General features: G+C 76.7%; 15 protein-coding genes. 11 read left to right on the top strand and 4 right to left on the bottom strand.

Annotated elements, in window-relative coordinates:
- Positions 1-17: 17 nt before the first annotated feature.
- The gene (locus CS2_RS05445) at positions 18-659 is read left to right on the top strand and encodes a GNAT family N-acetyltransferase (RefSeq protein WP_070319200.1); all 642 of its coding nucleotides are present in this window, start codon (positions 18-20) and stop codon (positions 657-659) included.
- 51 nt (positions 660-710) lie between these two features.
- On the opposite strand, the gene CS2_RS05440 is transcribed toward CS2_RS05445, so the two are convergent.
- On the bottom strand, positions 711-1,055 hold the full coding sequence (locus tag CS2_RS05440) for a CBU_0592 family membrane protein (RefSeq protein WP_070319199.1): 345 nt from the start codon (positions 1,053-1,055) through the stop codon (positions 711-713).
- 155 nt (positions 1,056-1,210) lie between these two features.
- Here CS2_RS05440 and CS2_RS05435 point away from each other — a divergent pair, with 155 nt between their 5' ends.
- The 5 genes from CS2_RS05435 to CS2_RS05415 all read left to right on the top strand — a co-directional run bounded on the left by CS2_RS05435 (position 1,211) and on the right by CS2_RS05415 (position 5,938).
- Positions 1,211-2,113, top strand: coding sequence for a LysR family transcriptional regulator (locus CS2_RS05435; protein ID WP_070319198.1), 903 nt, complete (start codon positions 1,211-1,213; stop codon positions 2,111-2,113).
- A 234-nt stretch (positions 2,114-2,347) separates the two neighbouring features.
- Positions 2,348-2,947 carry an NAD(P)H:quinone oxidoreductase gene (wrbA, locus tag CS2_RS05430; RefSeq protein WP_082131552.1) on the top strand — a complete coding sequence of 200 codons (600 nt, stop codon included), beginning with the start codon at positions 2,348-2,350 and terminating at the stop codon, positions 2,945-2,947.
- A 118-nt stretch (positions 2,948-3,065) separates the two neighbouring features.
- Positions 3,066-4,349 carry an APC family permease gene (locus tag CS2_RS05425; protein WP_070319226.1) on the top strand — a complete coding sequence of 428 codons (1,284 nt, stop codon included), beginning with the start codon at positions 3,066-3,068 and terminating at the stop codon, positions 4,347-4,349.
- Between the two features lie 324 nt (positions 4,350-4,673).
- Positions 4,674-5,438 (top strand): type I methionyl aminopeptidase, encoded by a 765-nt coding sequence (gene map / locus CS2_RS05420; RefSeq protein ID WP_082739902.1) that lies wholly within the window; start codon positions 4,674-4,676, stop codon positions 5,436-5,438.
- Between the two features lie 80 nt (positions 5,439-5,518).
- Positions 5,519-5,938, top strand: a complete 420-nt coding sequence (locus CS2_RS05415) for a hypothetical protein (protein WP_070319197.1) — start codon at positions 5,519-5,521, stop codon at positions 5,936-5,938.
- Here CS2_RS05415 and CS2_RS05410 read toward each other — a convergent pair.
- Both CS2_RS05410 and CS2_RS05405 read right to left on the bottom strand, forming a co-directional pair.
- The gene (locus CS2_RS05410) at positions 5,895-7,517 is read right to left on the bottom strand and encodes a DNA polymerase IV (protein WP_070319196.1); all 1,623 of its coding nucleotides are present in this window, start codon (positions 7,515-7,517) and stop codon (positions 5,895-5,897) included. The two genes, CS2_RS05415 and CS2_RS05410, sit on opposite strands and share 44 nt — an antisense overlap.
- A 122-nt stretch (positions 7,518-7,639) precedes the next feature.
- The gene (locus CS2_RS05405; protein WP_169798626.1) at positions 7,640-8,557 is read right to left on the bottom strand and encodes an endo alpha-1,4 polygalactosaminidase; all 918 of its coding nucleotides are present in this window, start codon (positions 8,555-8,557) and stop codon (positions 7,640-7,642) included.
- Between the two features lie 215 nt (positions 8,558-8,772).
- On the opposite strand from CS2_RS05405, the gene CS2_RS05400 reads away from it, so the two are divergent.
- The 4 genes from CS2_RS05400 (at position 8,773) to CS2_RS05385 (ending at position 12,919) form a co-directional block, all read left to right on the top strand.
- On the top strand, positions 8,773-9,300 hold the full coding sequence (locus tag CS2_RS05400) for a low molecular weight protein-tyrosine-phosphatase (RefSeq protein WP_305038347.1): 528 nt from the start codon (positions 8,773-8,775) through the stop codon (positions 9,298-9,300).
- A 188-nt stretch (positions 9,301-9,488) separates the two neighbouring features.
- The gene (locus CS2_RS05395) at positions 9,489-11,054 is read left to right on the top strand and encodes a class I SAM-dependent methyltransferase (protein ID WP_233421081.1); all 1,566 of its coding nucleotides are present in this window, start codon (positions 9,489-9,491) and stop codon (positions 11,052-11,054) included.
- 138 nt (positions 11,055-11,192) lie between these two features.
- The gene (locus CS2_RS05390; protein WP_070319194.1) at positions 11,193-12,368 is read left to right on the top strand and encodes an aminotransferase class I/II-fold pyridoxal phosphate-dependent enzyme; all 1,176 of its coding nucleotides are present in this window, start codon (positions 11,193-11,195) and stop codon (positions 12,366-12,368) included.
- Positions 12,350-12,919, top strand: a complete 570-nt coding sequence (locus CS2_RS05385; protein ID WP_082739900.1) for a GNAT family N-acetyltransferase — start codon at positions 12,350-12,352, stop codon at positions 12,917-12,919. Before CS2_RS05390 ends, CS2_RS05385 begins: the two co-directional genes overlap by 19 nt.
- A 60-nt stretch (positions 12,920-12,979) precedes the next feature.
- Here CS2_RS05385 and CS2_RS05380 read toward each other — a convergent pair whose 3' ends face one another.
- Entirely contained in the window at positions 12,980-13,531 is a 552-nt protein-coding gene (locus CS2_RS05380; RefSeq protein ID WP_070319192.1) for a TetR/AcrR family transcriptional regulator, read from the bottom strand.
- 91 nt (positions 13,532-13,622) lie between these two features.
- Between CS2_RS05380 and CS2_RS05375 the strand changes: the two genes are divergently transcribed.
- On the top strand, positions 13,623-14,606 hold the full coding sequence (locus tag CS2_RS05375) for an SDR family NAD(P)-dependent oxidoreductase (RefSeq protein ID WP_070319191.1): 984 nt from the start codon (positions 13,623-13,625) through the stop codon (positions 14,604-14,606).
- The last annotated feature ends 47 nt before the right edge of the window (positions 14,607-14,653 follow it).

Below are 14,653 nucleotides of genomic sequence, written 5' to 3'. Positions count from 1 at the left end.
CGGCACGAGGAGGACCCGTGATCGTCATCGCCCCCGCCGCACCCGGCGACCTGCCCGCCGCCGTCGACCTGCTCGCCGACGTCTTCGTCACCGACCCCGTGATGGCGGTGGTCGTCGGCGGGGCGCCCGACGACCGGGACGCGCGCCTGCGGCACCTGCTCACCGCGCTGCTGGCGCCGGCCGTCGCCGACGGGACGGTCGACCTCGCGCGCCGCACGGGCGACCCCGACGTGCTCGGCGTCGCGTGCTGGGAGGCGCCCGGCGCGCCCGTCAGCACGGCGCGGCTCGCGGCCCGGCTGCCCCGCCTGCTGCGCGCGGGCGGACCGACGGGCCTGCTGCGGGCCGCGCACGCCAAGCGCGTCATGGACCGCCACCGCCCCCGGCGCCCGCACTGGTACCTCGAGTGGATCGGCGTGACCGGCGCCGCCCGCGGCCTCGGCGTCGGCGCCGCGCTGCTGGGCGCACGGCTCGCGCACGCCGACGCGCGCGACGTGCCCGCGTACCTCGAGTCGTCGACCGAGCGGAACCGGCGCCTCTACCGGCGCCACGGGTTCGTCGACGTCGCGCCCGTCCGCGGCCTCGCGGGCGCCGCCCCCATGGCGATGTGGCGCCCGACGGCGTCCGAGCGCGCGGCCGCCGTGGCGGTCACGAGCGGCTGACGTCCGACGCGGGTCGCGGCCGCGTCGGGTCGGCGGCGTGGTGCGTCGGCGTCAGGCGGCGAGGTCGACGACCACGGGTACCGCCGGCGTGAGGGTCGCGGGGGCCGCGGCCGGCAGCGTCACGACGGCGTCCCGCGCCTCCGCCCGCCGGCGCGCGCGCCGCCGCAGCGCGACCACCACGGCGTGCAGTCCGACGACGCCCCACACGAGGTTGGTGACGAACGACGGCCACACGCCGCTCGCGGCCGCGACCGTGCCCATGAGGGCGCCGGACACGACGTTGGCGAGCTGGTAGCGGCCGGAGGACGGTGCCCAGGTGCCGCGCGTGACGAGGACGTAGGCGACGAGGCACGTGACCGCGCCGAGCCAGCCGAGCGCGGTGACGAATGCGGACACGGGCGTACTCCGAGCAACGAGCAGAGGGGTGGGGGAACCGCGTGGTCGGCGTGGCCGTGGCCCGCGCGGTGACTCCAGTGTGGGGCTCTCCGGGGTTCAGCACAATCGAACTGGACTGCACCAGGGGTTCAGTGGAACTGAACTACTCTGACGGTGTGACGACCGACCCCCGCCGCCTCGCCGTCCTCCTCGCCGTGCACCGTGCCGGCGGGGTCCTCGCGGCCGCCGACGTGCTGCACGTGACACCGTCGGCGGTGTCCCAGCAGATCGCCCGGCTCGAGGCCGAGGAGGGCGTCGCCGTGCTCGACCGCGGACCCCGCGGCGCGACGCTCACCGCCGCCGGGCGCGTGCTCGCCGACGCCGCCGAACGCATCGAGGGCGAGCTCGTCGAGGCCCGCAAGGCGCTCGCCGCGCTCGGCGGCGAGCTCGCCGGCCGGGTCACCGTCACCGGCTTCCAGACCGCGCTGCGGGCCGTCGTCGCACCCGCGCTCGCGACCCTCGCCGAGCACCACCCCGGCGTCGACCTGGTCGTCGAGGAGCGTGACGCGACCGACGCGCTGCGCCGTCTGCGCGAGGGCGACGCGGACGTCGTGCTCATCGAGCGCGACGAGGACGCTGACACCCACACGCCCCGCGGGCAGCGCGACGTCGTGCTGCTCGAGGAGCCCTGGCGCGTCGTGCTGCCCCCGCAGGTCGCCGTCCCCACGCAGCTGTCCGACCTCGCGGGCGCGACCTGGCTCGAGTCCGAGCCGGGCACCGCCGCGGCCCGCGCGCTCGCCCGCGTCGCGGCGCAGGTCGGCACGCTCACCACGCGGCACGTCTACTACGACTTCGACGTCGCGCTCGCGCTCGTCGCCGCCGGGCAGGGCATCGGCATGCTGCCCGCGCTCGCGCTGCAGGGCGACCTGCCCGAGGGTGTCACCGTCGCGACCGTCCCCGGGCTCGGCTCGCGCCGCCTCGTCGCACGCCACCGCGCGACCCGGCACGAGCCCCGTCCCACCGTCGCCGCGGTCGTCGACGAGCTGCTCGCGTCCGCGTCCGCCCTCGACCTCGCCTGACCCGCCGTCGCCCACCTACCCCCGGTCCGCTCCTGCCCCGCCGGCCCCCGCCCACCCGCTCACTTCGGCGAGCGCGGTACTCGTGCGTCGAGTGCGGTACCCACGAGTGCCGCGCTCGACGTGCCTCTGCCGCGCTCGGCGGGTGCGTGCCGCGGCCGGTGGGGGTCGAGGTGCGTGGGCACCGGGGGCGGGTGAGGATCGGTGGACCGCCAGCCGTCGAGAAGGAGCTGCTCCGTGGTCAACGTCGCGATCGTCTACTACTCCGCCAGCGGGACCGTCCAGGCCATGGCCGAGCGCCTCGAGCAGGCCGCGACCGCGGCCGGTGCGCAGGTGCGGCGCCGGCACGTCAAGGAGATCGCGCCCACCGAGGCGATCGACGCGAACCCGGCGTGGCGCGCGCACGTCGACGCGACCGCCGACGAGCCCGTCGCGACCCCCGACGACCTCGTGTGGGCCGACGTCGTGCTGCTCGGCAGCCCCACCCGGTTCGGCAACGTCACCAGCCAGTTCCAGCAGTTCGTCGACACGCTCGGGCCGCTGTGGGCCGAGGGGAAGCTCGCCGACAAGGTGTACTCGGCCTTCACCGCGACGCAGACGGCGCACGGCGGCCAGGAGGAGACCCTGCTGTCGATCCACACCGCCGTCATGCACTGGGGCGGGATCGTCGTCGCGCCCGGCTACACCGACCCGCTGAAGTTCGCCGACGGCAACCCGTACGGCGTCTCGCACGTCACCGGCCCCGACAACGACGCACCGCTCGGCGACGCGCAGCTCGACGCGCTCGACCACCTCGCGCAGCGCGCGATCTCCGTCGCGGAGAAGCTCGCGGGCTGACGCCGGGCCTCGACGCTGCGCGTCGCAGCCGCCCGCGGCCGGCGCCGCCGCGTCGCCCGACCACCGGGGTTCACCGTCCCGCGGCGCGGCGGCCACCCGCGTGCCCTACCGTGCGCGCGTGACCAGCCCCGCCCTCGCGCGCCGACTCGGCCTCACCGACGCGGTCGTGATCGGGCTCGCGGCGATGCTCGGTGCCGGCGTGTTCGGCGTGTGGGCGCCGGCCGCGCAGGCGGCGGGTGCGGGGCTGCTCGTGGGCCTGGTGGTGGCGGGCGCGGTCGCGTGGGCCAACGCCACGTCGACGGCGCGGCTCGCGGCCGTGCACCCCGTCGCGGGCGGCGTCTACGCGTACGGGCGTGCCGAGGTCGGACCGTGGTGGGGGTTCGTCGCGGGGTGGTCGTTCGTCGTCGGCAAGACCGCGTCCTGCGCGGCGATGGCGCTCACGTTCGCCGCGTACGCCGCGCCGTCCGCGTGGCAGCGGCCCGTCGCGGTGGGCGCCGTGCTGCTGCTCGTCGCGGTCGACCTGCTGGGGGTGACGCGCACGGCACGGGTCGCGCGCGTGCTCGTCGTCGTCGTGCTCGTGGCCCTCGCGACCGTGGTGGCCGCAGGTGTCGGCGTCGACGCCCCCGCGGGCCTGCCGCCCGTGGCCGACGTGCTCGTGGCGGGGCCCCTCGGCGTGCTCCAGGCCGCGGGGCTGCTGTTCTTCGCGTTCGCGGGGTACGCGCGCGTCGCGACGCTCGGCGAGGAGGTGCGCGACCCGGCCCGCACCATCCCGCGCGCCGTCGCCGTCGCGCTGGTGACCGTCCTCGCGGTCTACGCCGTGCTGGGTGCGGTCGTGCTGCACGCCCTGGGCGCCGACGCGCTCGCGGCCTCGCGCGCCCCGCTCGCGGACGTGGTCGCGGCCGCCGGGTGGGACGCCGCCGCACCGGTCGTGCGGGTCGGCGCCGCCGCCGGCAGCCTCGGCGCGCTGCTGGCGCTGCTCGCGGGGGTCGGACGGACCACGCTGGCCATGGCGCGCGAGCACGACCTGCCCGGGTGGCTCGCGGCCGTCGCACCCGGCCGGGCGACGCCCGCGCGCGCGACCGTCACGGTCGGGCTGGTCGTCGCCGTGCTCGTCGCACTGCTCGACCTGCGCGGCGCGATCGGGTTCTCGTCGGCGGGCGTGCTGCTGTACTACGCCGTCGCGCACGTCGCGGTGCTGCGCGGCCGCACGTGGCGCGGCCCGCCGGCGCGGCGCGGGGCGACCACGGTGTGGTCGGTGCGCGTCCTGCCGGTAGCCGGGCTGGTGGGCTGCCTCCTGCTCGTCGTCACGCTGCCGCCGTCCGCGCTGGTCACGGCGCTGGGCGTCGTCGCCGTCGGCGTCGTCGTGCGCGGGCTGCTGCGTCGTCGCGCGACGACCCCCTGAGCCGCCGTGCCCGAAAGCCCGGAAAACCCGTTGGCGGCCCCGCGGACGCGGCGTAGCGTCGTCGGTACACGGAGAGGAGGTGGTCCGAGACATGAAGTACTTCCGGACGCGTGAGGTGGCTGCCCGCTAGCCGCCCGAGACATCGGACGGACCGCGAAGATCCGCAGGTGCCCCGCCGGACCACCCGGCACGGGCGGCAGCGAATCCCCGCAGTCACCGCAGCCCGTGGGAGCCGCGACCTCGTCCCTCGCGGCAGGGCCCCGTCAGGGGTTCCGGCCCACGGGCTGTTCCCTGCCCGCACACCGGCGGTGGCAGGCTGGGGGCGTGGCCCTCAAGACCCCCGCCGAGATCGAGCAGATGCGTCCCGCCGGGCGGTTCGTCGCGCACGTCCTCACGTCGTTGCGCGCGTACGCCCAGGTCGGCATGACGACGAACGACCTGGACGCGCACGCGCGCGGCCTCATCGAGGAGGCCGGGGCGCGCTCGGTGTACCTCGGCTACCACCCGAGCTTCGGCGCCATGCCGTACCCGGGGGTGCTGTGCACGTCGGTCAACGACCACGCGCTGCACGGCCTGCCGTCGGACCGGGTGCTCGCCGACGGCGACGTCCTGAGCATCGACTTCGCGTGCGACGTCGAGGGCTGGGTCGCGGACTCCGCGCTGACGTTCCAGCTCGGCACGACGACGCCCGAGGCACAGCGCCTCATCGACACGACCGAGCGCGCGCTCGCGGCCGGCATCGCCGCCGCGCAGCCCGGCGCCCGCATGGGGGACGTGTCCGCCGCGATCGGCCGCGTCGGACGGCAGGCCGGGTACGGCATCAACACCGACTTCGGCGGTCACGGCGTGGGCCGCACCATGCACGAGGAGCCGCACGTCCCCAACGACGGCCGCGCCGGCTCCGGCCCGCGCCTCAAGCCGGGCCTCGTCATCGCCATCGAGCCGTGGTTCATGGCCGGCGGCAGCGGCTACGTGATCGACGACGACGGCTGGACCATCCGCAGCGCCGACGGCTCCCCCGCCGCGCACGCCGAGCACACGGTCGCGATCACGAAGCGCGGCCCGCTGGTGCTGACCGCGCGGGACTGACCACGCGGGCCTGACGTCGGGCTCGACGCCGGGTCGCGGATCCGGGCCCGCGCGCCGACGAACTCTGGCAGGGTCGGGTGATGGCCACCGGAGACCTGCCCCACGCCCGCCCCGTCGACCCCGACGCGTGGACCGGTGAGGACACCACGCCCTTCTACCGGGACCGCAGCTGGTGGGTCAGCACGGCGGCCGCCGTCGTGCTGCTGGCAGCGACGTGGGTGACCCCGTTCGGGATCGCGACCGCCGGGGTCCTCGCGGGTATCGGGATCGCGCTCCACCCGGGCAAGGGTCGCGACGACCGGATCGTCCGCGCCGTGTGCGTCGGCGGGTTCGTGCTGCTCGTCGGGCTCATGCCCCTGCTCAGCGCGGGGGCTGCGGGGCTGAGCCTCAACCAGCGGGTCGCCCAGGCCGTCGTCGGCCTGGTCGTCGGGCTCGTCGTCGGCAAGGTCGTGCAGTTCAGGCGGGACGCAGCTCGGCGGGCACGGCGCTCGGCGGTGTGACGCCCACGGGCTCGACGAGCACGAGCGGGTCCGCGTCGAGGTCGAGCACGCGCGAGCGTGCCGGTGCCGTGGTCGCGGTCTCGAAGCGGACGGTCGCCTCGCGGCCCCGCACGTGCACGACCCAGCCGCGCCCGAGCGTCGCGTGCTCGACGTCGAGCCCGGGGCGGGCGTTGGTCTCGTCGAGCGGGCGTCCGACGGGCGACGGGCCCAGCGGGCGGCCGACGACGGCTGCCCCGGACCCGCGGTCGGCGGCGTCCGCAGCGTCGAGGGCGGTGACGTCGGGCAGGTCGGGGTTCGTGACCGGGTCGGTGGTCGCGTCGTCGACCGGGGTGTCGGCGGGGGCGGTGACGTCGACACCCGTGGGACGGTTGTCGGCCGTCGCGACCTCGGGCGGGTCGGCGACCGCGAGCCGGCCGCTGACGTGGTCGTGCTCGGCGACCACGGCGCGACGGGGCGCGTCGAAGAGGTGCGCGTCGAGGTCGAGAGCGAGCTGTGCGTGCGCCGACAGCGCGTGGAACGCGACGCCGAGCAGGCGCACGGGCTCGACCACGCCCGCCGCGAGCACGGCCCGTCGCGCGGCGTCCCGCAGGTCGGCGTCGGACGCCGTGGGGTACGGGAACGTCACCGAGCGGGTCACGGTCGAGAAGTCGGCGTAGCGCACCTTCGCGACGACCGTGCGGGCGGCGCCGCCGTGCCGCTCGAGCCGTTGCAGCGCCTCGTCGACCACGTCGTCGACGGCCGCGAGCACGACGTCGCGGCCCCGCAGGTCGGTCGCGAACGTGCGCTCGGCGCCCGCGGACTTCCGCTCGGTGGACGTGACGACGGGCCGGTCGTCGAGCCCGCGGGACATCAGGTACAGCCCGGTGCCGTGCGCCTCGCCGAGCGTCATCGTCAGCGTGTCGAGGGGCTGGCGGCGCAGGTCGGCGACCGTCCGCACGCCCAGCCGTTCGAGCGCGCCCTGCGTCGCGGGCCCGACGCCGGGGACGGTGCGCACGTCGAGCGGCAGCAGCACGTCGTCCTCGTCCTCGGGTCGCACGACGACGACGCCGCCGGGTTTGCGCAGGTCGGACGCGATCTTCGCGACGAGCTTGGACCGCGCGACGCCCACGGACACCGTCAGACCCGTGAGCTCCGCGACGCGCGCCTGCAACCACGCCGCGGCCTCCTCGGGCTCGGGGACGCCGTCGGGGGCGAGCGCGAGGTCGGCGAACGCCTCGTCGATCGAGAGCGGCTCGACCGCGGGCGTCAGCTCGCGCAGCACCCCCATGATGACCTGCGAGTACGCCGAGTACGCCGCGAACCGCGGCACCAGCACGGCCGCCGCCGGGCTGAGCCGGCGGGCCCGGGCCATGGGCATCGCGGACCGTGCGCCGTCCCGCCGCGCCTCGTACGACGCGGTCGACACGACCCCACGCCCGCCGACCCCCCCGACGAGCACGGGCCGCCCGCGCAGCGACGGCTTGTCGCGCTGCTCGACGGCCGCGAAGAACGCGTCGGCGTCGAGGTGCAGGACCGTCGCGGCGTCGCGCACGCGCACGCCCGCCTCGAGCCGCTGCGCGCGATCACCTCCCCGGTCCACACCCCCATCCTCCGTCGTCCGGCTGACACCCACCCGCCGCGTGCGGCGTCCGGCACCCGTCGTCCGTCACAGGTGCTCGGTGCTACCCCGTCAGGTTCCTCGGCGGGTGTCGTCGTCGGAGGTCACCGCGAGCAGGTCTCGTGGACGGCGGCCGGGTCGGTGCGCGGGGCCAGGTCGTGGTCGCGCAGGATCACCGACAGGCGTGGGTCGTGCGTCGCGGGGTCGGACTGCGCGGCGCACAGACGCTCGAACGGCGCGCGCTCGTACTCGATGTCCAGCACCACGGGGTACACCGCCGTGTACGCGCCGCACTCGTCCCACTGCGCGCACGCCTCGGACACCACGAGGTCGGCGCCGAGGGCCCGGACCGCCTCCGCGAGGTCGGGCGTGTTCTTCTGCGCGTACGCCAGGCCGTGCGCGTGGGTCCGCTCGACCAGCAGCGCCGTAAGCGCGAGCGCGTCGTCGGGCGTCAGCAGGCCGCGCGAGCGCGTGAACGAGTCGAGGTTGTCGACCTCCACGGCGTCGAAGCCGCTGGCGGCGCACGTGTCGATCGACGCGCCGACGCGCTGCGCGACCCGGGCCCGCAGGTCAGGCGTCGACAGGTCGTACAGCACCTCGTCGGGCCACCCCGGGTCGACCACGGGCTCGCCGTCGTCGTGCAGCACCAGGTCGGGCTCGTCGCGCAGCACCGCGGCCGTGTCGCCGGGCTGGGTCTGGAACCCGTTGACGTAGCAGATCGCGTACGGCCCGGCCGGTTGCTCGGTGGAGTCGCGCGCGACAGCGACCGAGCCGGCGTCCGGCTCGTCCGCGCCGCCGAGCTGGTACTCGAACGGCGCACCGGCGGGCGGCAGCGGGACGTCGAGCGTGGCGGTGCCCGACGGTGCGGCGGGTGCCTCGACGCCCGGTGCGGGGACGGACGGGGACCTGCCCGGGACGTCGGCCCGCGCGCACGACGCGAGCGGTACGAGGCACACGACGGCGGCGGCGGCGACGGCCGGGCGCAGACGCCGCCGACGGCTCGGAGCGTCCGGTCGCGGCACGTCGCCACTGTAGGCGGACGCGCGTCGCGGACCCGCGGTCGCGCACGTCGTCGACGCCATCGCCGACGCCGACCCCGTCGACGGACAGGCACCCGGACCCACGGACACCGGCACGCGCCTGTCCGTCGTCCGAGGCGGTGTCCGTCGACGCGTGCGTCGGGTGCCGGAGGCGCCGTCGCCTCTGAGCCGTCTGCACGGCCTGGGAGGATGGACGCGTGAGCCGCCCGTACCGCGTCATGACCGTCTGCACCGGCAACATCTGCCGCTCCCCGATGGCCGAGGTGGTGCTGCGGCAGCGCTTTGCCGACGCGGGCCTCGGCGACGTCGTCGAGGTCGACTCGACGGGCGTCAGCGACGAGGAGCACGGCAACCCGGTGGACCCGCGGGCGCGCGCGGTGCTGCGCCGTCACGGCTACCCGACGGGCGAGGGGCACCGCGCGCGGCAGGTGCGGGCCTCCGAGCTCGCGGAGCGTGACCTCGTGCTGCCGATGACGGCCGCGCACGCGCGGGCGCTGCGTCGGCTCGTGGACGGTGACCCGGCGCTCACGGACCGCATCCGGATGCTCCGCACGTTCGACCCCGCGGCGCCCGCCGAGCCGGGCCAGCCCGAGCACGTGCTCGACGTCGACGACCCCTGGTACGGCCCGGACTCCGGGTTCGAGACGACGCTCGCTGAGATCGAGGCCGCCGCGGACGGGATCGTCGCGCACGTGCGCGCCGCGCTGGACGCACCGGACCGCTGACCCGTCCGCACCCGCGCACCTTCGCCCCGCGTTCTCCTCGTCGACGGACACCGTCGCGGACGACGGACAGCCGCGTGCCCGTGTCCGTGGAGTCGTCAGCCTGTCCGTCGACGGGCCTGGTCGCGAGGAGCCCGCGTCGGTGGCGCCTGTGAGGTGACGCGGGCGGGCGTGTGGCAGCGTTGCCGTCCGTGCCTGCGATCCGTCACGTCCTGTTCCCCGGCCGTCACCACCTGGTCACGGCGTTCCAGGTGGCGTACCTGACCGACCTGCTCGCGGGGCGCGTGCGCGACGCCGCGGGGGAGCCGGTCGAGTGCGCGCCCGACGCGCGCGTGGTGTGGGCGCTGACGTCCGCGACGCACAGCGGCACGCGTCGCAACCCCGTGCCGGCGCACCGGCGCGAGGCGATGGTCGAGGCGGTGACGACGCGCGCGGGGCTGCCGTCGCTCGTCGTGCCCGTGGCTGACGTGCCGCCGAGCCCGCGGTTCGCGCACACCGTCCTCGCGACGTCCGAGCTGGTGCTGGGTGCGCCGCTGACGCCCGCCGACACGGTGGTCGCGTGCTCGACGCCCGAGGTCGCCGCGATGTACGCGGCCGAGGGCTTCCGGATCGCGACGGTCGAGGCGGGTGCGCCCGGCGACCCGGACCGGCCGTGGGTCGTGCTGGAGCGCATGGTCGCGGGCGACGACGCGTGGCGGACGCTCGCGCACCCCGAGGCCGTCGCGTTCTACGAGCGGTACCGGCTGGACGAGCTCGTGCGCCTGGTGCACACCGACCCGACCGTGCAGGACGACGGCGACCTGACCGCGACGCGTGACTACGCGACGTACACGGCGGCGTTCGACGACGCGTCGGACCGCAAGTGGGCGCAGGTCGCGCCGCACGTGCGTCCGGGGCGCGTCGTCGACCTCGGCTGCGCGGCCGGGGGCCTGCTGGAGCGCGCCGCGCGGGACCCGCGCCTCGCGGAGTCCGACCTGTACGGCGTGGACGTGTCGCGGCACCTGGTCGCGGAGGCCGAGCACCGGCGCGCGCAGGGCGTGTTCGCCAACCCCAACGTGTTCTTCGCGCAGCGCAACCTGCTGCTGGGGCCGGTGTTCCCGGACCGCTCGGTCGACACGACGACGACGATCGCGCTCACGCACGAGATCTCCAGCTACGGCGCGGGCCGCGCTGACCTCGAGCTGCTGGCGCGCCGGATCTTCGCGCACACGCGCCCGGGCGGCGTGTGGATCAACTCCGACGTGCTCGGCCCGGCCGACCCCGACCGCGTCGTCGACCTCGTGCTGGACGGCGACGGCGACGTGCCCGCACGCGACCTGGACGCCCTGCCGCGCGCCGAGGCCGCGGCGCAGGTCGCGGGCCTGGCGCCCGCGGCGCGCTTCACGCAGTTCGCGCACGACTTCCCGCGGCTGTCCGGCGCCGACGTCACGTACGCGTGGGTCGAGCGTGCGGACGGCCGCAGCGTCGCGCGCACGTCGCTGCGCACCGCGATGGAGTACCTCTACACGCGCGACTACACGGACTCGTGGCTGTCGGAGTGCCACGAGCGGTTCTGCGACCTCACCGGCGACGACTGGGCGGACCTCCTGACGGGCGTCGGGTTCGAGCTCGAGCCCGGCAGCGGCCCGTGGCGCAACGACTGGCTCGTCGAGCACCGCCTGCGCGTCGGCGCGGCGCTGCGCGACCCGGCGACGGGCGAGCCCGTCGACTGGCCCGACACGCACACCCTCACGGTCGCGCGCCGGCCCCTGGCCTGACACCGGCTGCCGGCGCCCGCCGCCCACCCGGCCGGTCGCACCCGGCCTGTCGACCGACGGGCGCGCTCGGCGCACGGGTCGCGGGTGAGGGCGTGGCACGGGTGCGTGGGCCGCGGGCGCATGGGTGAGGATGGCCGCATGAAGGTCGCCGCCCGCGCGCACGTGCCGCCGTTCGCCGTCATGGAGATCCTCGCCGCCGCGAACGCGCGCCGCGCCGCGGGCGAGCACGTGCTCAACCTGTGCGCGGGCGAGCCGTCGACCGGGGCGTCGGACGTCGTGCGGCAGCGCGCGATCGACCTGCTGACGGCCGGCGACCTGGGGTACACCGAGTCGCTGGGTGCGCCGGGGCTGCGCGCGGCGATCGCGACGCACTACCGGGGCACGCACGGCGTCGACGTCGACCCGGCGCGGGTCGCGGTGACGACGGGGTCGTCGGGCGGGTTCATGCTCGCGTTCCTCGCGGCGTTCGACGTCGGCGACCGCGTGGCCCTCGCGCGCCCCGGGTACCCGGCGTACGCGAACATCCTCACGGCGCTGGGCTGCGAGGTCGTCGACCTGCCGTGCGGGCCCGAGCAGCGGTACCAGCCGACGGTCGCGCAGCTCGAGGCGCTCGACCGGCCCGTCGACGGGCTCGTCGTCGCGTCGCCCGCCAACCCGACGGGCACGATGATCGCCCCGGACGAGCTCGCGGCCCTCGCCGCGTGGTGCGGCGAGCACGGCGTGCGGCTGGTCAGCGACGAGATCTACCACGGCATCACGTACCCGGACGCGTCGGGGGAGACGCCCGCCACCGCGACCGCGGCCCGGTACCTGCGAACCGGCGCGGTCGTCGTCAACTCGTTCTCCAAGTACTGGGCGATGACGGGCTGGCGCCTGGGTTGGCTCGTGCTGCCCGACGACCTCGTGGCACCCGTCGACGCGCTCGCGGGCAACGTCGCGCTGTGCCCGCCGGCGCTCGCGCAGCACGCGGGCGTCGCGGCGTTCAGCGACGCGGGCATGGCCGCCGCGCGCGCCAACGTCGAGCGCTACGCCGAGTCCCGCAGGCTCCTGCTCGACCGCGTGCCCGACCTCGGGTGGGACCCTGTCGCACCCGCCGACGGGGCCTTCTACCTGTACGGCAACGTGGCGTCGACTAGCCTCGACGCCGTGACGTACTGCGCCCGACTGCTCGACGAGGCCGGGGTGGCACTGACCCCCGGCACCGACTTCGACCCCGTGGGCGGCCGTGACTGGGTCCGGCTGTCCTTCGCCTCCTCGCCGGCGGTGGTCGCCGAGGCGGCCGACCGGATCGTCGCGTGGCAGGGCACGCTGTGAGCGCCGTGCGCGCCGCGACCGCGGCCGACGTCCCCGCCGCCGCGCGGGTGCTGGCCGACGCGTTCACGGGCTACGCGTGGACCGACTGGGTGCTCCCGGCCGACGACCACGCCGCGCGGCTCGCCGAGGTGCAGGGCCTGTACCTCGCGCACGCGGTCGAGCACGGCGTCGTCCTGGTGGACGACGACGTGCGGGGCGTGGTCGCGTTCGTGCCCGTCGACGTCCCGCCGCCCGCCGACGAGGTCTGGCACCGCGTGGCGGAGCTGCACGGCGACCGCATCGAGCGCCTGGGTGCCGCGCCGAGCCCCGAGCCGCCCGCCGGGGCGTGGACCCTCGCGACCCTGGGCGTGCTGCCCGCGGCCCGCGGGGCGGGTCTGGGGTCACGCCTCGTGAGCGAGGGGCTCGACCGCGTCGGCGACGTGCCGGTCGTGCTCGACACGTCCGACCCGCGCAACGTGACGCTGTACCGGCGGCACGGGTTCGAGGTCGTCGCGCAGGTCGACGTGCCGGACGGGCCGTCGGTCTGGTCGATGCTGCGCCGGGCGGCCTGACGCACCGACGCGCTGCCGGGCGCGGCGCGCGGGTGGTCCCGCGTACCGGCCCGGCACGTGTCAGGGGCGCAGCCCGTGGAGCAGCACGGACGCGTAGCGCGCGGCCGCGCCGTCGTCGGCCGTGCGTCCCAGCCGGACCGCGACCTGCATGCCGCACACGAGGTGCTGCACGTCGACGGGCGTGAGGTCGGGGCGGACGTCGCCCGCGGCCTGCGCGCGGGCGAGCAGCGTGCCGAACGCGGTGAGCAGTTCGTCGAGCACGGCCCGCAGCTCGGGGCCGGAGTCGTCGGAGTCGCTGACGACCTCGGCGAGGGCGGGGTCGTCGGCGAGCAGGCGCGTCGCGCCCACGACGAGGTCGCCGAACGCGTCGGCCGCGGGGTCGTCGGCGGCCGCGCGCGCGGCCGTGACGAGCGGGTCGAGCGTCTCGAGCGCGAGCGCCTCGACGAGCGCCCGGTGGGACGGGAAGTGCCGGTACGCCGTGCCGACCCCGACGCCCGCGCGCGCGGCGACGTCGGCCAGCGCCGGCGGGTAGCCGCGCTCGTCGCGCGCTGTGCGGGCGGCGTCGAGCAGGGCGGTGCGGTTGCGCGCGGCGTCGGAGCGGAGGGCGACCATGCGACGACCCTATCTTGAAACGGAATCCATATCCGCTTAGAGTCCGCCGGGTCGGAACCGGAGGACGGTTCCGCTTCTGATCGGAGCCGCCATGCCCGCGCCCACCTCACCCCGAGCCACCACCGACGCAGCCGTCACCGCGTGGGACCCGCACCACCTGCCCGACCAGACCGGCCGCACCGTCGTCGTCACGGGCGGCAGCGCGGGCATCGGCTACTTCATCGCCGAGCAGCTCGCCGGCGCCGGAGCGCACGTCGTCATCGCCGCGCGCGACGCCGACCGTGCCGCCGCCGCGCAGGCCGCGATCGCCGCGCAGCACCCCGCCGCCGTCACGAGCGTGCTGCCGCTCGACCTCGCGTCGCTCGACTCGGTGCGCCGCGCGGCCGACGCGCTCGCGGACCTCGAGCGCGTCGACGCGCTCGTGCTCAACGCGGCCGTCATGGTGCTGCGCACGGCCGGTGCCGCCACGGCCGACGGGTTCGACCCCGTCATGGGCACGGGGCACCTCGGCAACGCGGCGCTCGTCGCGCACGCGCTGCCCGTGCTCGCCCGCACGCCCGGCGCGCGCGTGGTCGGCACGACCAGCGGGCTCGTGCGGCGCTTCCACCCCGCGATCGGCGACCTCGCGACGGCGTCCCGCCCGCTGCCGTCGGCACGGCCGCTGACCGTCGGCCGCCGGTACGTGCTGTCCAAGGCCGTGCACGAGGCGTACTTCGCCGAGCTCGACCGGCACCTGCGCGCCACGGGCTCGTCGACGCTCGCGCTGCTCAGCCACCCCGGCGTCGCGATCGGCTCGCGCAGCCCGCTGCGGCCCGGCGTCCTCGACCCCCGCCGCGCCGACCGCGGCGTCGAGCCGCTGTGGGGCCTGGTCGGCGCGGGCAAGGACGCGGGCGCGTGGTCGGCGGTGCGCGCCGCCGCGGACCCGCACGTCGAGAGCGGGCAGTACTGGGGGCCAGCGGGACGCATCACCGGCCTGCCCGTGCTGGGCGCCGGCGACCCGCGCTACCGCGACCCCGCGCTCGGGCGGCGCGTGCGCGAGGAGACCGAGGAGCTGGTCGGCGTGCGGCTGCCGTGATCGCTAGCCGCGGCCTCGAGCGCACGTGACGCCTATTGGTGCGACCT

It is taken from the genome of Cellulomonas iranensis NBRC 101100 = JCM 18110, assembly GCF_001552375.1.
Classification (GTDB): domain Bacteria; phylum Actinomycetota; class Actinomycetes; order Actinomycetales; family Cellulomonadaceae; genus Cellulomonas; species Cellulomonas iranensis.
The sequence above is the reverse complement of the archived record's forward strand: the minus strand, read 5'-3'. Positions and strand labels throughout refer to the sequence as shown.